17 protein-coding genes are annotated in these 20221 nt (G+C 62.9%); 8 read left to right on the top strand and 9 right to left on the bottom strand.

Features of this window, described 5'->3' with window-relative positions; genetic code table 11:
- Positions 1 to 357: 357 nt before the first annotated feature.
- The 3 genes from PYV55_RS14925 to PYV55_RS14915 all read right to left on the bottom strand — a co-directional run bounded on the left by PYV55_RS14925 (position 358) and on the right by PYV55_RS14915 (position 3650).
- On the bottom strand, positions 358 to 1593 hold the full coding sequence (locus PYV55_RS14925) for a restriction endonuclease subunit S (protein WP_275852767.1): 1236 nt from the start codon (positions 1591 to 1593) through the stop codon (positions 358 to 360).
- Positions 1583 to 3145: a class I SAM-dependent DNA methyltransferase gene (locus PYV55_RS14920; protein WP_275852765.1), complete on the bottom strand. Its 1563-nt coding sequence runs from the start codon at positions 3143 to 3145 to the stop codon at positions 1583 to 1585. Before PYV55_RS14920 ends, PYV55_RS14925 begins: the two co-directional genes overlap by 11 nt.
- 166 nt (positions 3146 to 3311) lie before the next feature.
- On the bottom strand, positions 3312 to 3650 hold the full coding sequence (locus tag PYV55_RS14915) for an ArsR/SmtB family transcription factor (protein ID WP_275852763.1): 339 nt from the start codon (positions 3648 to 3650) through the stop codon (positions 3312 to 3314).
- 132 nt (positions 3651 to 3782) lie between these two features.
- Between PYV55_RS14915 and PYV55_RS14910 the strand changes: the two genes are divergently transcribed.
- The 8 genes from PYV55_RS14910 (at position 3783) to PYV55_RS14875 (ending at position 12264) form a co-directional block, all read left to right on the top strand.
- Positions 3783 to 4865 carry an efflux RND transporter periplasmic adaptor subunit gene (locus tag PYV55_RS14910; protein WP_275852760.1) on the top strand — a complete coding sequence of 361 codons (1083 nt, stop codon included), beginning with the start codon at positions 3783 to 3785 and terminating at the stop codon, positions 4863 to 4865.
- A gap of 14 nt (positions 4866 to 4879) precedes the next feature.
- On the top strand, positions 4880 to 8158 hold the full coding sequence (locus tag PYV55_RS14905; RefSeq protein WP_275852758.1) for an efflux RND transporter permease subunit: 3279 nt from the start codon (positions 4880 to 4882) through the stop codon (positions 8156 to 8158).
- Positions 8155 to 8364, top strand: a complete 210-nt coding sequence (locus tag PYV55_RS14900; protein WP_275852756.1) for a YgaP family membrane protein — start codon at positions 8155 to 8157, stop codon at positions 8362 to 8364. The genes PYV55_RS14905 and PYV55_RS14900 overlap by 4 nt, the downstream gene beginning before the upstream one ends.
- Positions 8365 to 8383: 19 nt before the next feature.
- Positions 8384 to 9748 (top strand): TolC family outer membrane protein, encoded by a 1365-nt coding sequence (locus tag PYV55_RS14895; protein ID WP_275852753.1) that lies wholly within the window; start codon positions 8384 to 8386, stop codon positions 9746 to 9748.
- Positions 9749 to 9781: 33 nt separating this feature from the next.
- A complete protein-coding gene (locus tag PYV55_RS14890; protein ID WP_275852751.1) occupies positions 9782 to 11053 on the top strand; it encodes an NAD(P)/FAD-dependent oxidoreductase in 1272 nt (423 codons plus the stop codon).
- Positions 11054 to 11089: 36 nt separating this feature from the next.
- Positions 11090 to 11419: a rhodanese-like domain-containing protein gene (locus tag PYV55_RS14885; protein ID WP_275852749.1), complete on the top strand. Its 330-nt coding sequence runs from the start codon at positions 11090 to 11092 to the stop codon at positions 11417 to 11419.
- An 82-nt stretch (positions 11420 to 11501) separates the two neighbouring features.
- Entirely contained in the window at positions 11502 to 11948 is a 447-nt protein-coding gene (locus PYV55_RS14880; protein WP_275852747.1) for an OsmC family protein, read from the top strand.
- A gap of 118 nt (positions 11949 to 12066) precedes the next feature.
- Positions 12067 to 12264 carry a YgaP family membrane protein gene (locus tag PYV55_RS14875; protein ID WP_275852745.1) on the top strand — a complete coding sequence of 66 codons (198 nt, stop codon included), beginning with the start codon at positions 12067 to 12069 and terminating at the stop codon, positions 12262 to 12264.
- A gap of 81 nt (positions 12265 to 12345) precedes the next feature.
- Here PYV55_RS14875 and PYV55_RS14870 read toward each other — a convergent pair whose 3' ends face one another.
- From PYV55_RS14870 to meaB, 6 genes are read right to left on the bottom strand one after another with little or no spacing between them, the layout of a single operon-like run.
- Complete coding sequence (locus PYV55_RS14870; RefSeq protein ID WP_275852743.1) at positions 12346 to 12837, bottom strand: VOC family protein; 492 nt, start codon at positions 12835 to 12837, stop codon at positions 12346 to 12348.
- On the bottom strand, positions 12834 to 13901 hold the full coding sequence (bioB, locus tag PYV55_RS14865) for a biotin synthase BioB (protein WP_275852741.1): 1068 nt from the start codon (positions 13899 to 13901) through the stop codon (positions 12834 to 12836). Before bioB ends, PYV55_RS14870 begins: the two co-directional genes overlap by 4 nt.
- Positions 13901 to 15949 carry an acetyl-CoA carboxylase biotin carboxylase subunit gene (locus PYV55_RS14860; RefSeq protein ID WP_275852738.1) on the bottom strand — a complete coding sequence of 683 codons (2049 nt, stop codon included), beginning with the start codon at positions 15947 to 15949 and terminating at the stop codon, positions 13901 to 13903. The genes bioB and PYV55_RS14860 overlap by 1 nt, the downstream gene beginning before the upstream one ends.
- Positions 15950 to 15956: 7 nt before the next feature.
- Positions 15957 to 17558 (bottom strand): HNH endonuclease, encoded by a 1602-nt coding sequence (locus PYV55_RS14855; protein ID WP_275852736.1) that lies wholly within the window; start codon positions 17556 to 17558, stop codon positions 15957 to 15959.
- 28 nt (positions 17559 to 17586) lie between these two features.
- A complete protein-coding gene (locus PYV55_RS14850) occupies positions 17587 to 19119 on the bottom strand; it encodes an acyl-CoA carboxylase subunit beta (RefSeq protein WP_275852733.1) in 1533 nt (510 codons plus the stop codon).
- Between the two features lie 47 nt (positions 19120 to 19166).
- Complete coding sequence (gene meaB, locus PYV55_RS14845; protein ID WP_275852731.1) at positions 19167 to 20195, bottom strand: methylmalonyl Co-A mutase-associated GTPase MeaB; 1029 nt, start codon at positions 20193 to 20195, stop codon at positions 19167 to 19169.
- Between the last annotated feature and the right edge of the window lie 26 nt (positions 20196 to 20221).

Genomic DNA, 20221 nt, shown 5'->3' with positions numbered 1-20221 from the left:
TTTCATCAAAGCGCCAGCAGCGCGATGTATTGTTGGTAACTGTAGCTGCGGTTTTTTTTCTGGCCAGTCATCTCGGCCACGATGCCCAGGTCTTGCAGATGGCGTAGGTGCCCGTGCTGCGCATGGTGTGAAAGCCTGCTTGAATGGTGTGTTTTGAAATTAAAGCATTCTTTAACATCTATCCACAAGGATGAAAGCGGGCTTTCAATCGGGCGTAAGCTTGCGCGTCAATACCGGAGTTCTACCGAAGCTTCAGTCATGGAAGCTTGCTCTTTTGCAGACTTGCCTGACGTACGGTGGCCAAACAGGGGGCAACGACTTCGCCCTCGGCCTTCCCATTGCGCGTGGCGCAGACTTTCATGCCAAGGCCTCCTCAGCGGCGGCTTGCGCCTCAGGCAGCCGCAACTGGCCGGAGATCAGGCGCGGGAGCAGTGTGTCGCGGAGGGTAGAGAGGGTTTGGGCTTGCGCACTATTAGCGCTGATTGAAGCAAGCAACGGCTTTGCCATGCCATCAAATTCCTTCATCACATCATCAGTGGGCAAAACGCACTTTGTTGCCGCCACAAGTTCAGGCTTAACCGCTGGATATGCCCCGCCGTCTGCGAGCGATGCAAGTCGATCTATGTTTTCCTCTCGTGTTGCGCAGAGATAGACAAACGCTACAAGTTCGGTCTGCTTCGGACTCAACACGGCAAATCCGGTGCTTCCAGTCAAATTGTTGTCCGCTTGAGCAATGAAACCAAACGAACGATTTCCGGGACGCACGGTACCAACAATGCAGTCTCCTGATCGCAATACTCGTCGCGCTCGGCTCGGCGCATCAGAAAACGCATAAGTCTGTGGTGCATCAAAAACATTGTTCTTGACCCCGGACAGATCAATATAGTTCAGTTCTGCCGGTGCGTTGCGCGCAGTCCAGGACTGTGCATTCAAGGATGCAACATCCGAAAGTACGCCAACCCGCCACCCCCTCGGCACCACCCCCAACTCCGTCTCTTCAAACGAATCCGGAAACAGCGCCGCCGTGGCCTCGTCCATGCCTTCGGGGGCGCGGCCTTCCATCTTGGCGCGCACGGGGTCGAAATCGACAAACCACGACTTGAACAGCGCTTGGGCGATGGCATCGAGGGTGGCGTTGGTTTCGCGCAGGAGGGTGATGCGGTCGTCAAGAGTACCGAGAAAATGTGCAATTTGAGCTTGTACAGCCAGTGACGGTATTCGCACGGCGACAGCATGTGCGTTTTCGCGGTTCAGACCTGGCACTGCGCTGTCCGAGTTCATTTCGGATAGCCCCAGAGTTTTGAGCAAATAGTACGTAAAACGAATGTCCCGATTTTCGGGGTCGTCTTCGACGTAGAACGCTGTGTCGATTGGCCAGAATGGACCTGGAGCGAACGTAACGCTGCCTGCTGTACCCTTTCGCCCGATGACGATACCGGCAGAATTTACCAACGGCTCTTTGTGACTAGCCACAACACCCGCCGAACTCATCACAGGAAATGAGCCTGCCACCCGAGCCCGTTCAGGGAGACCCTTTCCATATTTGAATGGGCAGAATTCACCTACGGTGCTGGCTACCCACTCAGAACTCATACCCCAGCCCCCCCAACTTCGCCCGAATCAACGCATCCAACTCCGCCCCCTTGGCCATCTGCTCGCCCAGCTTTTCGGTTAGCTTGCGCATCTTCTCGTCAAAGGCTTCGTCGTCGTCTTCCACCTCTTCGGCACCCACGTAGCGGCCCGGGGTCAGCACATGGCCGTGCTGGGCAATCTCGGCCAACGGCACGCTGCGGCAAAAGCCAGGTTGGTCCTGGTATTCGGTGACGGTGGCGCCCTGCTCCACCTCACCCCGCCAAGCGGCCACGGTGTCGGCAATGCGCTGGATGGCGGCATCGTCTAGCTCGGCCTGCACGCGGCTGATCATCCGGCCGAGTTTGCGGGCGTCGATGAACAGCACCTCGCCCTTGCGCTTTTTGCGCTTGGCCAGGAACCACAGGCACGCCGGAATCTGGGTGTTGAAGAACAGTTGCCCCGGCAGGGCCACCATCACTTCCACCACATCGGCCTCCACCATGGCGGCGCGGATGACGCCTTCGTTGTTCTGGCTGCTGCTCATGCTGCCGTTGGCCAGCACGATGCCGGCGCGGCCCGTGTCTTTCAGGTGGTACAGCATGTGCTGCAGCCAGGCGTAGTTGGCGTTGCCTTGCGGTGGGTCGCCGTATTGCCAGCGCGGGTCGCCCTCCAGGCTGCCGTGCCACCAGTCACTGATATTGAAGGGCGGGTTGGCCAGGATGTAGTCGGCCCGCAGGTCCGGGTGCTGGTTGCGGGTGAAGGTGTCAGCCGGTTCGCGGCCCAGGTTGAAGTCGATGCCGCGAATGGCCAGGTTCATGGCCGCCAGGCGCCAGGTGGTGGGATTGGCTTCTTGCCCGTAGATGGACACGTCGCCCAGCTTGCCACCGTGGGCTTCGATGAACTTTTCCGACTGAACGAACATGCCGCCCGAGCCGCAGCAAGGGTCGTACACCTTGCCGTGGTGCGGGGCCAGCACGGCCACCAGGGTTTTGACGATGGACGCCGGGGTGTAGAACTGCCCGCCGCGCTTGCCTTCGGCGCTGGCAAACATGCCCAGGAAGTATTCGTACACCTGGCCCAGCACGTCGCGGGCCTGGGCGGCGTTCTCGCCAAAGCCGATGGTGGAAATCAGGTCCACCAACTCGCCCAGCTTGCCATCGGGCAACTGCGCCCGGGCATAGCGCTTGTCCAGAATGCCTTTGAGCTTGGGGTTTTCGCCCTCGATGAGGGTCAGGGCGTTGTCGATGAACTTGCCAATCTCCACGTTCTTGGCCATGGAGCGGATGGTTTCCCAGCGGGCGCCCTCGGGCACCCAGAATACATTGGCACTCTTGTAATAGTCGCGGTCTTCCAGCTCGGCGGCCAGGTCTTCGGGGGTGGCATCGGCAAAGTAGAACTCGTCTGCAGGGTCTTGCAGGCGGGCTTCAATTTCAGCCCTGCGGGCGGTGAAGGTGTCGGAGACGTACTTCAGAAAAATGAGGCCCAGCACCAAGTGCTTGTATTCGGCGGCGTCCATGTTGGCGCGCAGCTTGTCGGCGGTGGCCCAGAGTGTTTTTTTGATGTCGTCGAGCATGGAGAAGCAGTGGCCAAGGATGTGACAAAACTGCGCCTCATTATGCCGACGTACCAAGGGAAAGCCCCATCTTCCGACGCCTTGCAGGCGATTGCAAAATCCGCCAGCCAACCTGAAATCGTGCGCCGAGCGCCATGCCGCTGGGCATGCCCTGTCGCAGGCGGAATCACCCCGCCCCCGTAAACATCGCATGCCGCTGTGCCGAGCGTTCGAGCTGCTGGGCGATGCTGCCGCAGACGAGGTCGCACAGCGCATAGACCGATTCGTCGGCGATGCGGTAGTAAACGCTGGTGCCGCGGCCTTCGCGGGTGACGAGGCCGTGCTTGGCCAGCGTTGCGAGGTGGCGCGAGATGTTGGCGGCGGTGCAGTTGCACAGCTGCGCAAGCTCGCCCACGCTGCGCTCGCCGTCATGCAGGATGTTCAAGATGCGCAGCCGCGTCGGCTCGGACAGCGCCTGGAAGTACGCTGCCACTTGGCCCAGGGCTTCGGGGGGGAGGTCTTTCATGGGCATGACAGGCTCTCGCAAATTTCGTGCAGACGCTATGATAAACTCATTGCGTATTTAGCTGATTAGTTAAACAATGCAAACCTTGTCGGGAATGTGCTGGGACATTGCTTGCTGGGCATGGAGGGTCGAATGCTGAAAACTCGTGATCTTGTCGCCGCGTGCGTGGTGTTCGGTGGGGCTGTCAACATGGCCCTGGCCGCGCAGCCGGCTGCCTTGGCGACGTACCAAGTCCAGGCGCCGGCCCGGCACGGCCAGCGCGTCAGCGCCGAGGCGGTGGTCGAGGCGGTGCGCGACACCCAGATAGCCGCGCAGGTGCAAGGCGCGGTGGTGGCGCTGCGCGTGAAGGTCGGCGACAAGGTGCAGGCCGGGCAGGAGTTGCTGCGCATCGACGCGCGTGCGGCCAACCAGAACGCAGCGGCAAGCGCGGCCCAGGTGCAGGCCGCGCGCGCGCAGCTCGAGGTGGCCGCCAAGGAACACGAGCGGCAAAAGCAGCTCGCGCAAAAGCACTACATCAGCCAGGCCGCGCTCGACCGCGCCAAGGCCCAGTGGGAGGCGGCGCAGGCGCAGGTGCAGGCTTTGCAGGCGCAGGCTGGCGCCGCGCAGACACAGTCGGGGTTTTATGTGCTCAAGGCGCCCTACACCGGCATCGTGAGCGAGGTGCCCGTGGTGTTGGGCGACATGGCCATGCCGGGGCGGCCGCTGGTGCGTGTGTATGACCCGTCCGCGCTGCGCGTGACGGCCACGGTGGCGCAGTCTGCTGCGGCGTCGCTCGCGCTGGCGTCGACCGTCGAAGTGGACGTTCCCGGTGCCAAGGTGGCGCGCCTGGCAGTGCCTGCGGCGCAGGTGCAGCGCTTTCCGGCGTTCGATGCGGCCACGCACACGGTGCAGCTGCGCGTGCCGCTGCCCGCGCAAGTGCAGGGCGCGCTGCCGGGCATGTTCGCGCGTGTGGCCTGGCAAGGTGCTGCCGATTCTGCAGCGCAGGCAGGTAAAGAAGCAGAGCAAGCCGTGGGGCAGCAATTTCTGGTGCCTGCAAGCGCCATCGTGCGCCGCGCAGAGATGACGGGCGTCTATGTGCTCGACGCCCAAGGGCGGCCACTGCTGCGCCAGGTGCGGCTGGGCAACAGCGATGGCACGCAGGTCGAGGTGCTGAGCGGCCTGCGCGCCGGCGACAAGGTGGCCACAGATCCGCAAGCAGCGGCCAAGATGCGCTGAAAGGGTGCGCCGACATGAGCACTGAAACCCCCTCCTCGCTCGGTATTTCCGGTCGCATTGCTGCGCTTTTCCAGAGCGCGCAGATCACGCCCCTGCTCGCGCTCGTGGCGTTTTTGCTCGGCGTTTTTGCGGTGCTCATCACTCCGCGCGAGGAAGAGCCGCAGATCAACGTCACCATGGCCAATGTGCTCATCCCCTTTCCGGGGACGGGCGTGGCCGACGTGGAACAGATGGTCGCGACGCCGGCCGAGCAGGTGCTCGCGCAAATGGTGGGCGTGGAGCATGTGAGTTCGGTCTCGCGTCCGGGCTTGGCGGTGATCACGGTGCAGTTCAAGGTGGGCGTGGCGCGCATCGACGCGCTCGTGCGACTGCACGACACCTTGCGCACGCACAGCGACTGGCTGCCGCGCGACCTGGGCGTGCTCGACCCCATCATCAAACCCAAGGGCATAGACGACGTGCCCATCGTCACGCTCACGCTCTACAGCAAAGACCCGGAGCAAGGCGCTTTTGCGCTCGAGCGCGTGGCGCACAGCATGGAGGTCGAGCTCAAGCGCGTGCCCGGCACGCGCGAGGTGCAGACCGTGGGCGGCCCGGGGCGCGCGGTGCTCGTGCGCCTCGATCCGGCGCGCATGGCGGGCGCGGGCGTCACGGTGCAGGATATGCGCGCGGCCCTGCTGTCGGCCAATATGGGCCTGCCGGTGGGTGATCTGCTCAGCGCAAACCAGGCCGTGGCCGTGGAAGCCGGGCCGTTTTTGAGCACGGCGCGCGACGTGGCCGAGCTCGTCGTGGGCGTGCATGGCGGCAAACCCGTGTCCCTGCAAGACGTGGCCGAGGTGCGCGACGGCCCCCTGCCCCCGAGCCGCTACGTGTGGTATGGCTTTGCGCAAAAAGCCGGCGGCGGCGAATACCCGGCCGTGACCATCGCCGTGACCAAGAAGCCCGGCGAGAACGCCATCAACGTGGCCGACGCCGTGATGCAGCGCGTGGGCCAGCTGCACAACACCATCATCCCCGACGGCGTGCAGGTCGCCGAAACGCGCAACTACGGCGCCACGGCCAACGACAAGGCGCAGAAGCTGATCCAGAAGCTGCTTTTTGCCACGGTGTCGGTGGTGGTGCTGGTGTTTCTTGCGCTCGGGCGGCGCGAGGCCGCGATCGTCGGCACCGCCGTGGTGCTGACCTTGACCGCGACGCTGTTCGCCTCGTGGGCCTGGGGCTTCACGCTCAACCGCGTGTCGCTGTTCGCGCTGATTTTCTCGATCGGCATCCTGGTCGATGACGCCATCGTGGTGGTGGAAAACATCCACCGCCACCAGCAGCTGCACCCCGAAAAGACGCTCGTGCAACTCATCCCCGGCGCCGTCGATGAAGTCGGCGGGCCGACCATCCTCGCCACGCTCACGGTGATCGCCGCGCTGCTGCCCATGGCCTTCGTCTCGGGCCTGATGGGGCCGTACATGAGCCCGATCCCGATCAATGCGAGCATGGGCATGATGCTGTCGCTTTCGATTGCCTTTGCCGTCACGCCCTGGCTCTCGCGTCTGTGGATGAAGGCGCACCATGGCACGGGGCATGGAACAGCGAATGGAGCAAAAGATATAGCACACTCCCGCCTCACGGCGCGGCTCGCGCCGGTGTTCGAGCGCGTTTTCACGCCGCTGCTCGACGAGCGCAGCGGCAAGCGCAACCGGCGCCTGCTCGGGCTCGGCGTTGCGCTGCTGATCGCCGTTTCGGTGGCGCTGCCCATCACCGGGTTCGTGCTGCTCAAGATGCTTCCGCTCGACAACAAGTCCGAGTTCCAGGTGGTGGTCGATATGCCTGCGGGCACGCCGGTGGAGCAGACCGCGGCTGTGCTGCACGAGCTGGGCGCCTATCTGGCCACCGTGCCCGAGGTCACCGACTACCAGGCGTATGCCGGCACGGCGGCGCCGATCAACTTCAACGGGCTGGTGCGCCAGTATTACCAGCGCGCCGGCGGCGAGGTGGGCGACATCCAGGTGAACCTGGTGGAAAAGCACGAACGCAGCGACCAGAGCCACGTGATCGCGACGCGCGTGCGCCCCGCGCTGCAGCAGATCGGCAAGCGCCTGGGCGCAAACGTCAAGGTGGTCGAAGTGCCACCCGGCCCGCCCGTGCTCTCGCCCATCGTGGCCGAAATCTACGGCCCCGAGGCGCAGGGCCGGCGCGACATGGCGCGCGCCGTGCGCGCGGTGTTCGAGAAAACGCCCGGCATCGTCGATGTGGACGACAGCAACATCGCGAGCGCGCCGCGCAAGCTCCTGCTCGTGGACCGGCGCAAGGCCGCGTTGCTGGGCATACCGCAGCAAGCCATCGTGGACACCCTGCGCGCGGGCTTCGCGGGCGCAGACACCACGTATTTGCACGACGCCAGCAAATACCCGGCGCCGATCACGCTGCAACTGCCCGACGAGCGCCAGGGTGACTTGAACGCGTTGCTGCAGCTCACGGTGCGCAACGCCAGCGGGCAGCTCGTGCCACTGCGTGAACTGGTCACCGTGAGCGACACGCTGCGCGAGCAGCCCGCCTATCACAAAGACCTGCTGCCCATGAGCTACGTCGTGGGCGACATGGCCGGCACGGTGGACAGCCCGCTCTACGGCATGTTCAAGATGCGCGGCGACATCGCGCGCCTGCCCACGCCCAGCGGCGCCCCGATGGGTGAATACTTCATCCGCCAGCCCGACGATGCGCTGCGCGACTACGCGCTCAAGTGGGACGGCGAGTGGCAGATCACCTACGAGACCTTCCGCGACATGGGGCTGGCCTACGCCGTAGGCCTGGTGCTGATCTATTTGCTCGTGGTGGCGCAGTTCGGCTCGTACCTGATGCCGCTGATCATCATGGCGCCGATTCCGCTGACCATCATCGGCGTGATGCCGGGGCACGCGCTGCTGGGGGCGCAATTCACGGCCACGAGCATGATCGGCATGATCGCGCTCGCGGGCATCATCGTGCGCAATTCGATTTTGCTCGTGGACTTCATCCACCTGCAGGAGCGCGCGGGCGTGCCGCTCAAGGAAGCCATCGTGCAGGCGGCCATCATCCGCGCGCAGCCCATTTTGCTGACCGCGCTCGCCGCGATGATCGGCGCGTTTTTCATCCTCGACGACCCGATCTTCAACGGGCTGGCGATCTCGCTGATCTTCGGCATCTTCGTTTCCACCCTGCTGACGCTGGTGGTGATACCGACCCTGTATTACATGGCGTATCACCGCAAAGCCAAGGCGAATCCAGCCTCAACCACTCACTTTGAAGGAGCATCCTCATGACCAGCTGGCAACTCGTGCGCGTGATCGCGGGCACATTCACTCTGCTTTCCCTGGCGCTCGGCATTCCGGGCAGCCCGATTTTCGTGAGCCAGTGGTGGCTTGCATTCACGGCCTTCGTCGGGCTCAACCTGCTGCAAAGCGGGTTCACCAAGTGGTGCCTGATGGAATCCATCCTGCGCAAGCTCGGCATCCAGGGCGGCTGCTGAGCGGGAGATGCGCATGCGCATGAAGGCACTGCCAGCCGCCGCCCTGCTGGCGTTCTGCGTCGCGGGCGCGCAGGCGGCCGATTTGCTGCAAGTCTGGCAGGCCGCGCGCGCGCACGATCCGCAAATGGCCGTGGCCGAAGCGGCGCGCGCTGCAGGCGCCACGCAGCGCGAGCAGGCGCGCGCGCTCTGGCGCCCGAACCTGGGCTTCAGCGGTGGCGTCGGGCAACGCACGGCCGACACCGACATCCGCGGCGCGCAGTTTTCGGCGCCGGGTATGGGCACCTCGAACGGCGTGGCGTTCGGCACCTCGGTGCACAGCGGCACGGCCACGCAATGGGCCGTGAACGCGCGCCAGCCCTTGATCCACGGCGAGCGCAGCGCCCAGAGCGCGCAGCTCGACATCGCCGCGTCCGCCGCCGAGATCGGCTGGCAAGCCGCGCAGCAGGACCTGATGCTGCGCACCGTGCAGCGGTATTTCGACCTCGTGCTGGCCGAGCGCAAGCTCGCCCTGCTGCGCCAGCAGCAAGCCGCCGTCGAGCATGCGCTGGCCGAGGCCAAGGAGCGCTACGCGCTCGGCGACACCCCCATCACCGACACGCACGAAGCCACGGCGCGCGCACGCAGCCTGCAGGCACAGGTGCTCGCCGCCGAAAGCGAATGGCAGCTCGCGCGCAATGCGCTTGCCGACGCTACGGGCCTCGCGCCCGACGCGCTGCAGGTGCTGCCGCCCGCCGCCGAGGTCGCCCCCCCTGCCCTGCAGCCGCTGGACACGTGGATTGCCCTCGCGCTGGCCAACAACCCGCAGTTGCGCCAGCAGCAGGCACAGGCGCAGGCGGCGCAGCAAGAGGTCAAAAAGTTCAGCGCCGCTTCCTCGCCCACGCTGGACCTGGTCGCGCAGGCCGGGCGCGACCGTTTGCAAGGCGATGGCAACTTTGGCTCGGGCAGCACCACACAAAAGCAGCACATGATCGGGCTGCAGCTCAACGTACCGCTCTACACGGGCGGCATGCGCAGCGCCAAGCTCGAAGAAGCCTTGCGCCGCGAAGACCAGGCGCGTGCCGAGGTCGAGCTCACGCGCCAGCAAATCAGCCAACAGACGCGCGCGGCCTGGCTGGCCCTGCAGACCGCGCAGGCGCGCGTGGCCGCGCTGGCCGACGCCGTCACCGCGAGCGAGGCGCGCCTGGCCGCCACGCGGCTCGGGCGCGAAGTCGGCGACCGCACCACGCTGGACTTGCTGAACGCCGAAAACGACGCCGACGCCGCCCGCCTGGCATTGCTGCAAGCGCGCACAGAAACATTGCAAAATCGGCTGCGCCTGCAAGCCTTGGCGGGCCAGCTCGACGAAGCCCAGCTGCAGAGCGTGAATGCACTGCTGCAGCACTGATCCACCCGATTTTTCGCCCCAAGGAGACTCAAAATGGCCCATATCGTCGTTCTCGGCGCCGGCACCGGCGGCATGCCCGCTGCCTACGAGCTGCGCGAACGCCTGGACAAGGCGCACCAGATCACCGTGGTCAACGCGGTCGATTACTTCCAGTTCGTGCCCTCGAACCCCTGGGTGGCCGTGGGCTGGCGCAAGCGCGACGGCATCACGTTCCCGATCCGCCCGCACCTCGAGAAAAAAGGCATAGGCTTCGTGGGCCAACCTGTCACGCGCATCGATGCCGAAGGCAATGCGCTCGAATTTGCGAGCGGCGAGCGTCTGGCGTACGACTACCTGGTCATCACCACCGGCCCCAAGCTCGCGTTCGACGAAGTGCCCGGCTCGGGCCCCGGCGGTCATACCCATTCGATCTGCACGGTCGATCACGCCGAACAGACCTGGGCCGACTACCAGGAATTCCTCAAAGCCCCGGGGCCGGCCATCATCGGCGCCATGCCGGGCGCTTCATGCTTCGGCCCGGCATATGAGTTTTCGTTCATCTTCAACAAGGACCTGCAGCGCCGCAAGCTGCGCAACAAGGTGCCCATCACTTACGTCACGAGCGAACCCTACATCGGCCACCTGGGGCTGGGCGGCGTGGGCGACTCCAAGCTGCTCATGGAAAGCGCTTTGCGCAGCAACGACATCAAGTGGATCACCAACGCCAAGGTCACGCGCGTGGAGCCGGGCAAGATGTTCGTCACCGAGCTCGACGAGAACGGCCAGGTGAAGAAGGAGCACGAGCTGCCCTTCAAGTTCAGCATGATGCTGCCGGCCTTTCGCGGCGTGGACCCGGTCGCGGCCGTGGAGGGGCTTTGCAACCCGCGCGGCTTCGTGCTCATCGACGAATACCAGCGCAGCAAGAAGTACCGCAACATCTTCTCTGCCGGCGTCTGCGTGGCGATTCCGCCCGTCGAGGTCACGCCCGTGGCCACGGGTGCGCCCAAGACGGGCTACATGATCGAAACCATGATCACCGCCATCGTGCACAACATCGAAGCCGATCTTGCAGGCCAGAGCGGCACCGCCAAGGGCAGCTGGAACGCGATCTGCCTTGCCGACATGGGCGACACGGGCGCCGCCTTCGTCGCGCTGCCCCAGATCCCGCCGCGCAACACCAACTGGTTCAAAATGGGCAAATGGGTGCACTGGTCCAAGATCGCGTTCGAGAAATACTTCCTCTACAAGATGAAAACCGGCAGCTCCGAGCCGATCTACGAAAAATACGTGCTCAAATTGCTGGGCATTCACAGACTCGAAAACTGACTGCACCTTTCTCAGGAAAATTCAGGAACCAGCCCCATGAGCCCTACCCCTTCCGCGCCTGCTGACGAAGACCGCCCCGACGCCCCGGGGCTCGAGCGCCTGGTGCTGCTCGACGTGCGCTCGCCCGGCGAATACGCGGCTGGCCATGTGCGCGGCGCCATCAACCTGCCGCTCGAGCGCTTCATGCAGGACATCGCCCAGGTCGCACCCGACAAGGATGCGCCCATCGTGCTGTATTGCGTCTCGGGCGCGCGCTCGGGCATGGCTTGCGACGCCATGCGCCAGCTCGGCTACCGGCAGGCCATCAACGGTGGCTCGGCGGCGAACGTGGCGCTGCAATTGCAAAGGCCCATCGAGCGGGGTTGAGCGCGGCGGAACGAGGTAGAGCTGTAACCGGGCAGAAGAAGCGCCCTCTGCCAACAAACGAACAACAAACCAGGAGATCTCCATGAGCGAAAAAATCGTCACCGTCGAACTAAAGCAACAGCATGACTACCGCCTCGATGTCGATTTCGGCCCCGGCATTGCAGGCCTCACCACCGACGAGCCACCGCCGCTGGGCACGGGTCTGGGGCCCACGCCGGTGCAACTGCTGTGCGCGGCCGTGGGCAATTGTTTGACGGATTCGCTGCTGTTTGCACTGCGCAAGTTCAAACAAAACCCCGAACCGCTTCGGTCCAGCGTGACGGCAGAGGTCGGGCGCAACGCCGAAGGCCGTGTGCGCGTGCTGAACATGACGGCCGTCATGCACCTGGGCGTGCCCGCGGGCCAGCTCGAGCACCTCGACCGTGTGCTAGGCCAGTTTGAGGCTTTTTGCACCGTGACTCAGAGCGTGGGCCAGGGCATCCCCATCGAGCTGCAAGTGTTTGACTCGACGGGGCAACGCCTCAAATAGCGCACCCGGCGGCAGGGCGTTCCCCGAGATGCTGCGCCCTGCCGCCCTCCCCGTCTTGCCCGTGTTTGGCAAGGTGGCCCTCAAAGCATCCAAGCATCCAAATACCCAGGAGGAAAGCATGAAAGTCAATGTCGGGGGAATCGATCGCATCCTGCGCATCGTCGTTGGTCTGGTATTGATCCTATTGGCCGCCACGGGCACGGTGGGCTGGTGGGGCTGGCTTGGCGTGGTGCCGCTGCTCACCGGCTCGTTCAGATTCTGTCCGCTCTACACCTTGCTGGGCATGAACACCTGCCCGATGGACAAGAAGTCCTGAAACCTGCTTTTTGCAGATAAAAATAGCTGCCAGCGCTTGATCATCAAGCGCTGGCAGCTATTTTTTTAGGACTATCGAGATTCAGCCCAGCGCCGCAATGACCTCTGGCGGTGCCTGCACGAGTTCGATCAGCACGCCTTCGCCCGCAATGGGGAATTCCTCGTTGCTCTTGGGGTGCAAAAAGCAGATGTCGTAACCAGCGGCGCCCTTGCGGATGCCGCCCGGCGCAAAGCGCACGCCCTGCGCCGTGAGCCACTCGACGGCCTTGGGCAGGTCGTCTATCCACACACCGATGTGGTTGAGCGGCGTGGTGTGCACGGCGGGCTTTTTGTCGATGTCGAGCGGCTGCATGATGTCCACCTCGACCTTGTAGGCGCCACGGCCCATGGCGAGGATGTCCTCATCGACGTTTTCGCGCTCGCTCTGGAAGGTGCCGGTCTGCGTGAGGCCCAACATGTCCACCCACAGCCGCTTCATGCGCTGCTTGTCGGTGCCGCCAATCGCGATCTGCTGTATGCCCAGCACCTTGAAGGGGCGCTGCTGCGCTGCTGCGCTCGTCTTGGCCTCGCTCATGCGCAAGCTCCTTCGCTGTGATGGTGGTGGTGCAGGTCATGCGCTTCGGTGCTCGTGGTGCGGTGGCCGCGCAGCCCCAGCTTGGCGAGCAGCTGCTCGTCGGCCTCGGTGTCGGGGTTGCCCGTGACAAGCAGCTTTTCGCCATAAAAGATCGAATTCGCGCCGGCCATGAAGCACAGCGCCTGCACGGCCTCGCCGAGCTGCTGGCGCCCGGCCGAGAGGCGCACGCGCGCTTTGGGCATGGTGATGCGCGCCACGGCGATCACGCGCACGAAGTCGAACGGGTCGATCGGATCGCTGTCGGCCAGCGGTGTGCCGGGCACGCGCACCAGGCTGTTGATGGGCACCGATTCGGGGTAAGGGTCGAGGTTCGCAAGCTGCGCGATCAGGCCCGCGCGGTGCACGGGCGCCTCGCCCATGCCCACGATGCCGCCGCAGCACACGCTGATGCCCGCCGCGCGCACGTTGCGCAGCGTGTCGAGCCGGTCCTGGTAAGCGCGCGTGCTCACCACGTCGGTGTAATACTCGGGCGCGGTGTCGAGATTGTGGTTGTAGTAGTCCAGCCCCGCGTCGCGCAGCGCCTGCGCCTGGTGCGCCTCGAGCATGCCCAGCGTGGCGCAGGTCTGCAGGCCCAGGTCCTTGACGGCGCTGATGAGTTCGCTCATTTTTTCGATGTCGCGGTCTTTGGGCGCGCGCCAGGCCGCGCCCATGCAAAAGCGCGTGGCCCCGGCATCCTTGGCGGCTTGCGCGGCGTGCACGACTTCATCGACTTCCATGAGCTTTTGCGCCTTGACGCCGGTGTCGAATTCGGCCGACTGCGGGCAGTAGCCGCAGTTTTCCGGGCAGCCGCCGGTTTTTACCGAGAGCAGCGTGGCGAGTTCGATGTCGCCCGCGGGCCAGTGCTGGCGGTGCACGGTCTGGGCCTCATAGACCAGATCGAGCAAGGGCTTGTCGAGCAGTTCCTGGATGGCTTCGACCGTCCAGCGGCCGCTGGACGGCGCAGGCTGTGCCGCGTTGACAGAAGCGCGATGCACGGTGATGGTTTGTTCGGCGGCGGTGTTCATCAGGCAAACTCCAGAATGATTTGGTCCACGGCGAGGGATTCGCCTTTTTGTGCGTGGATTTTGCCCACGACGCCGTCGCGCGCCGCGAACAGGATGTTTTCCATTTTCATGGCCTCGATCGCGGCGAGCTTTTCACCGGCCTCGACCTTCTGCCCCGGCTCCACGGCCATATCCACCAGCAGCCCTGGCATGGGCGAAAGCAGGTATTTGGACATGTCCGGCGGCGCCTTGTAGGGCATGAGCTGGTACAGGCGCGCACCCAGCGGCGACAGCACCAGCGCGTCGATCTGCGTGCCATTGTGCGCGACGCGCAATGCCAGCGGGTTCTTGGGCGTGCCGCGCTCGACCTGCGCGGTGAATGGTTTGCCATTGCACTGGCCTTGCACGCGAATCTGGCCCAGCGTCGCTTTGCTACATATGTGGTAGCTGTTTACGCCCACTGTAACTACGCTGGAGCCTGATTTGTCCTCGAAATCGGTGACGGCGACATCGTGGCGCTGGTGCTCGCCCTGCGCGCCGAGCACGACCACTGCGAACTGCTCGCCGACCTTGACCTCGTGCCCTTCGAGCTGCCCGCTGATGCCCGAAGCGCGCGCGCGGTAGCGCCGGTTCATGTAGGCCGCGAGCGCGATGAGGAACAGCGAGTCTTCGTGCGGCACGTCCTCGGCGCGGAAACCCTGCGCATAGTGCTCCGCGATGAAGCCGGTGTTGAAATCGCCGCTGATGAATTTGGGGTGCGCAAGCAGCGCCGCCTGGAACGGGATGTTGCTGTGGATGCCGCGGATCACGAAGCCATTGAGCGCCTCGCGCATCTTGGCGATGGCGTCCTGCCGGTCGCTGCCGTGCACGATGAGCTTGGCGATCATCGAGTCGTAATACATCGGGATTTCGCCGCCCTCATAGACGCCCGTATCGACGCGCACGCCGTAGCGCTGGCTCGTGTCGGCCTGGAACATGGTCTGCTCGGGCGGCTGAAAACGCACCAGCCGCCCCGTGCTCGGCAGGAAGTTGCGAAACGGGTCTTCAGCGTTGATGCGGCACTCGATCGCCCAGCCCTCGCGCTGGACCTCGGCCTGCGTGAAGCCGAGCCTTTCGCCCGCGGCGATGCGGATCATCTGCTCGACCAGGTCCAGCCCCGTGATGCACTCGGTCACCGGGTGCTCGACCTGCAAGCGCGTGTTCATCTCGAGGAAGTAAAAGTCCTGGTTCTTGCCGACCACGAACTCCACCGTGCCCGCGCTCTGGTAGCCCACGGCCTTGGCCAGCGCCACGGCCTGCTCGCCCATGGCTTTGCGCGTGACCTCGCTGATGAAGGGCGATGGCGCTTCTTCGATGACCTTCTGGTGGCGGCGCTGGATCGAGCATTCGCGCTCGTTCAGATAAACCACGTTGCCGAAGGCGTCGCCGAGCACCTGGATTTCGATGTGGCGCGGCTGCTCGACAAACTTTTCGATGAAGATGCGGTCGTCGCCAAAGCTGTTACGCGCCTCGTTCTGGCAGCTTGCAAAGCCGTCGAAGGCCTCTTTGTCGTTGAACGCGACGCGCAATCCCTTGCCGCCGCCGCCCGCGCTCGCCTTGATCATCACGGGGTAGCCGATCTGCCGCGCGATCTCCACCGCCTGCTCGGGGCCGGCGATGGGCTCGTTGAAGCCGGGGATGGTGTTGACCTTGGCCTCATGGGCCAGCTTCTTGGACGCAATCTTGTCGCCCATGGCCGCGATGGCCGCGTGCTTGGGGCCGATGAAGGTGAGGCCCTCGTCCTCGACCTGCTTCGCGAAAGCCTCGTTTTCGCTCAAAAAGCCGTAGCCCGGATGGATGGCCTGTGCGCCGGTCTGCTTGGCCGCGGCGATGATCTTGTCGCCGCGCAGATAGCTCTCGCGGCTGGGCGGCGGGCCGATGTGCACGGCCTCGTCGGCGAGCTTGACATGGCGCGCGTCCTTGTCGGCGTCGGAATACACCGCGACGGTGGCGATGCCCATTTTTTGGGCCGTGGCAATCACACGGCAAGCGATTTCGCCGCGGTTGGCGATGAGGATTTTTTTGAACATTGGAATCTCAGGAAATCATTTGAATGAGGTTTAGGGGTGTAGGCAATATCTCCATACCCTGCGGCGTCTTGCCCGTTTTGAATACAGAGTCCCAAAAGCCGTTGGTTTGCTTGCCCCCAAAAACTGTGGATGAGAGTTCAGTATTAGCCCAAATCGGCAACTCTGATAAACGTCTTATGAATTTACGCACATTTTCCCAAACCTGCTCAGGGAAGGGCTCCTGAAACAAGCGATCCTGTGGGTCGGGCTTGCCTTGCATGATGAAGTACTGACGCGCAATCTGTCCGCAGTACTGAAGCCAATTGTAAACAATTTCCTCCTTGCTCATACGGAAAGCACGCAAATGATTAAGAGGCAATGCCTCGCCTTTCTGAATCTTGTTTTCCACCCGATCCGTACCCAATTCAGGGTCAAATTTTCCTATGAAAATTTCTTCGGCGATGATGTTCATCAGGCGAACAAGCTGTTTTCTTTCCAACTCTCTAGGGTTTTCGCCCTGCTCAAGTTTGTAGTTAATTGGAAACTGGAGTACCTCTTGGTATAGAAAGAAGGAATAAAAGGTCTTCTCGACGGTGCTGTATGAAAGAGGCCTCTCTTTTCCACGCCCTCCGAAATCTATGAAATCCCGTAGCTTGTTCTCTGGATCGGAGGTAATACTATCGCGGAGCGCGTCAAGCACGTAGCGCTTAACTTCCCTACTTTGTCCACGAAAGTGATCGACGAGCGCTTTCTCGGAGAAGCTCAAATTCTCTTCTGTTAGATTATTATCCTTCTGATAGCGAGAAATTCGCTCGAAATATAGAGAGCTTCCTAGATGACGCTGAACTGATTTATCAAATGCAACCTGTTTGAGAGTCGTTCCAGCATTAGTATTGGCCGTGATTAGTATGTCTGGATCTGGATCAACAAACACCCGGAGCGGTAACTCTTTAACGCTGAGCATGATTTGAGCGGCGGCCTTGTGTTGGCCATCAAAGACGTAAACACTCGACTTCCCATCTTTTGTCGATATCCAAGCAAGCGGCACATGCAGCTGCGGCCGTTTTTGAAAGAACTCCTCTACCAGCTTCGAAATATTGCTTCCAATTGCCCGAGGATTAATCCTGTCATCGTGAGCCAGGTATCTAATCGGAAGTTTAGCAAAAAAGTACTTGAATCCACTGAGCTGATCCTCGTACAGCGGAACTGTGTGCAGCTCATTGTCACCAACTTCTGGGAGGCTATACGTGACGAATCCGTTTTCGATCTTGAACGAAAGCTGAAGAGGTGTGCCAACACCCAAAAGCAAATCACCAAGATTGGGGCTTCGGTTTTGCTCCTCCAACCGCTCTTTTAGAGTGCGAAACCTCTGGAGAACCCTCGCCACCTCCAGATGTGAAGCTTGCTTGCTTCGATTGCAACTAGAATGAGTCACTGCGAAATTGCTCGGATCATCCTTGCCACCAATTTTCGTGGGAACGACGTGGTCGATATCGATCTGTCCTTCGTGAAGTTTGAGATCGATGGTGCGCTCGCAGATGAAACACCTTCCTCCTTGATTACTCAGAAGTCTTGCTTCAAGTTTTGAGCGCTCAACTGGATCCAATCTATTTAGAAAAAGTGATGACATTAAACATTCCTCCTATTGTGCTTTAAGGTCACAGCGGAATGTTCCCGTGCTTCTTCCACGGGTTCTCGAGCTTTTTGTTGCGCAGCATCACCAGGCTGCGGCAGATGCGCTTGCGCGTTTCGTGCGGCAGGATCACGTCGTCGATGAAGCCGCGCGCGCCGGCCACAAAGGGGTTGGCAAAGCGCGCCTTGTATTCGGCCTCGCGCGCGGCGAGTTTTTCGGGGTCGTTCTTGTCCTCGCGGAAGATGATCTCCACCGCGCCCTTGGCGCCCATCACGGCGATTTCGGCGTTGGGCCAGGCGAGGTTGACGTCGCCGCGCAGGTGCTTGGAGCTCATCACGTCGTAGGCGCCGCCGTAGGCCTTGCGCGTGATCACGGTGATCTTGGGCACGGTGCACTCGGCAAAGGCGTAGAGCAGCTTGGCGCCGTGCTTGATGATGCCGCCGTATTCCTGCGCCGTGCCGGGCATGAAGCCGGGCACATCGACGAAGGTGATCACGGGGATGTTGAAGGCATCGCAAAAGCGCACGAAGCGCGCAGCCTTGGTGCTGCTTTTGATGTCCAGGCAGCCTGCAAGCACGAGCGGCTGGTTGGCGACGATGCCCACGGTCTGGCCTTCCATGCGGCCAAAGCCGATCACGATGTTCTTCGCATACTCAGGCTGGAGCTCGAAAAAGTCGCCGTCGTCCACCGTCTTGAGGATCAGCTCCTTCATGTCGTAGGGCTTGTTCGGGTTGTCGGGCACGAGAGTGTCCAGGCTCAGGTCCATGCGCTCGGCCGGGTCCTTGCTCTTGCGCACGGGCGGTTTTTCGCGGTTGTTGAGCGGCAGATAGTTGTAGAGGCGCCGCAGCATGAGCAGGGCTTCGACGTCGTTTTCGAACGCCATGTCGGCCACGCCGCTCTTGGTGGTGTGCGTGCTCGCGCCGCCGAGCTCTTCGGCCGTGACTTCCTCGTGCGTCACGGTCTTGACCACGTCGGGGCCGGTCACGAACATGTAGCTGCTGTCCTTGACCATGAAGATGAAGTCGGTCATGGCCGGCGAATAGACTGCGCCACCCGCGCATGGGCCCATGATCAGGCTGATTTGCGGGATCACGCCGCTGGCCATGACGTTGCGCTGGAACACGTCGGCATAGCCGCCGAGCGAAGCCACGCCTTCCTGGATGCGCGCGCCGCCCGAGTCGTTGATGCCGATCACGGGCGCGCCGACCTTCATGGCCTGGTCCATGATCTTGCAGATTTTTTCCGCATGCGCCTCGGACAACGCGCCGCCGAATACGGTGAAGTCCTGGCTGAAGACGAACACCAGGCGGCCGTTGATCATGCCGTAGCCCGTGACCACGCCGTCGCCCGGCGTCTTGTTGTTTTCCATGCCGAAGTCGGTGCAGCGGTGCTCGACGAACATGTCCCATTCTTCAAAAGTGCCGTCGTCGAGCAGCAACTCGATGCGCTCGCGCGCGGTGAGCTTGCCCTTGGCGTGCTGCATGTCTATGCGCTTTTGCCCGCCGCCCAGGCGCGCTAGTTCGCGCTTCTTTTCCAGTTGATCCAGGATTTCTTGCATGGTTCGTCCTTTGGGTGAATTGGCTGTTCTGTGGTCGCTGGTGCTACTTATTCGATGGTTTCCGGCGCTTTGCCGAACTGGGCTGCGAGCAAAAGTCTTGCGGCCGCCGAAGCGGGTACACGGCCTTGCGCCACGTCGGCTTCCATGGCGGGCAGCAGGCGGCGCACCTGCGGGTGCTGGCGAAACGCCTGTTTGAGCCCCGCGTCGATGCGCTCCCACATCCACGCGAGTGCCTGTTGCTGGCGGCGCGCGGCCAGGCGGCCGTTGGCGGTCTGCAGGCGGCGGAATGCGCTGACCTCGGCCCAGAAGGTATCGACGCCCTGCCCGAGCAAGGCGCTGATCTGGATGACCTTGGGGTGCCACAGCGTGTCGTCGTGGTGCGCGTGTTCGGGGTTGCCGTGCAGGCCCAGCAGGCGCAGGCTGGAGGTGATCTGCGCCTGCGCGCGCGTGGCCGCCTTGGGGTCGAGGTCGGCCTTGTTGATGACCACGAGGTCGGCCAGCTCCATCACGCCCTTTTTGATCGCCTGCAGATCGTCGCCCGCGTTGGGCAGTTGCAGCAGCACGAACATGTCGGTCATGCCGGCCACGGCGGTTTCGCTCTGGCCCACGCCCACGGTTTCGACGATGACCACGTCGTAGCCCGCGGCCTCGCACACCAGCATGGCCTCGCGCGTTTTCTCGGCCACGCCGCCCAGCGTGCCGCTGCTGGGGCTGGGGCGGATGTAGGCCATTTCGTGCACCGAGAGCTTTTCCATGCGCGTCTTGTCGCCCAGAATCGAGCCGCCCGAGACGCTCGACGAAGGGTCGATCGCGAGCACGGCCACGCGGTGGCCCTGGCCGATCAGGTACAGGCCCAGCGCTTCGATGAAAGTCGATTTGCCCACGCCCGGCACGCCGCTGATGCCCAGCCGAAACGCCTTGCCAGTATGTGGTAGCAAGGCCGTGAGCAGCGCATCTGCCTGCGCGCGATGGTCGGCACGCGTGGATTCGAGCAGCGTGATAGCCTTGGCCATGGCGCGACGCTTGTGCAAGGACGTGCCGTGCAGGATCGCGGCTTGCAGCTCATGCACGTCCATGCACAGGCTCCAGCGCGGTCAATGGT

The organism is Extensimonas soli (genome assembly GCF_029211265.1).
Taxonomy (GTDB): Bacteria; Pseudomonadota; Gammaproteobacteria; order Burkholderiales; family Burkholderiaceae_C; genus Extensimonas; species Extensimonas soli.
Note: the sequence above shows the minus strand (reverse complement) of the source record. Positions and strands in the feature narration are given on the sequence as shown.

Bases quoted from the DNA above. Each gene is read 5' to 3' on its own strand.
- PYV55_RS14925 (WP_275852767.1), bottom strand. From the start codon at position 1,593: ATGAGTTCTGAGTGGGTAGCCAGCACCGTAGGTGAATTCTGCCCATTC.
- PYV55_RS14920 (WP_275852765.1), bottom strand. From the start codon at position 3,145: ATGCTCGACGACATCAAAAAAACACTCTGGGCCACCGCCGACAAGCTG.
- PYV55_RS14915 (WP_275852763.1), bottom strand. From the start codon at position 3,650: ATGAAAGACCTCCCCCCCGAAGCCCTGGGCCAAGTGGCAGCGTACTTC.
- PYV55_RS14910 (WP_275852760.1), top strand. From the start codon at position 3,783: ATGCTGAAAACTCGTGATCTTGTCGCCGCGTGCGTGGTGTTCGGTGGG.
- PYV55_RS14905 (WP_275852758.1), top strand. From the start codon at position 4,880: ATGAGCACTGAAACCCCCTCCTCGCTCGGTATTTCCGGTCGCATTGCT.
- PYV55_RS14900 (WP_275852756.1), top strand. From the start codon at position 8,155: ATGACCAGCTGGCAACTCGTGCGCGTGATCGCGGGCACATTCACTCTG.
- PYV55_RS14895 (WP_275852753.1), top strand. From the start codon at position 8,384: ATGAAGGCACTGCCAGCCGCCGCCCTGCTGGCGTTCTGCGTCGCGGGC.
- PYV55_RS14890 (WP_275852751.1), top strand. From the start codon at position 9,782: ATGGCCCATATCGTCGTTCTCGGCGCCGGCACCGGCGGCATGCCCGCT.
- PYV55_RS14885 (WP_275852749.1), top strand. From the start codon at position 11,090: ATGAGCCCTACCCCTTCCGCGCCTGCTGACGAAGACCGCCCCGACGCC.
- PYV55_RS14880 (WP_275852747.1), top strand. From the start codon at position 11,502: ATGAGCGAAAAAATCGTCACCGTCGAACTAAAGCAACAGCATGACTAC.
- PYV55_RS14875 (WP_275852745.1), top strand. From the start codon at position 12,067: ATGAAAGTCAATGTCGGGGGAATCGATCGCATCCTGCGCATCGTCGTT.
- PYV55_RS14870 (WP_275852743.1), bottom strand. From the start codon at position 12,837: ATGAGCGAGGCCAAGACGAGCGCAGCAGCGCAGCAGCGCCCCTTCAAG.
- bioB (WP_275852741.1), bottom strand. From the start codon at position 13,901: ATGAACACCGCCGCCGAACAAACCATCACCGTGCATCGCGCTTCTGTC.
- PYV55_RS14860 (WP_275852738.1), bottom strand. From the start codon at position 15,949: ATGTTCAAAAAAATCCTCATCGCCAACCGCGGCGAAATCGCTTGCCGT.
- PYV55_RS14855 (WP_275852736.1), bottom strand. From the start codon at position 17,558: ATGTCATCACTTTTTCTAAATAGATTGGATCCAGTTGAGCGCTCAAAA.
- PYV55_RS14850 (WP_275852733.1), bottom strand. From the start codon at position 19,119: ATGCAAGAAATCCTGGATCAACTGGAAAAGAAGCGCGAACTAGCGCGC.
- meaB (WP_275852731.1), bottom strand. From the start codon at position 20,195: ATGGACGTGCATGAGCTGCAAGCCGCGATCCTGCACGGCACGTCCTTG.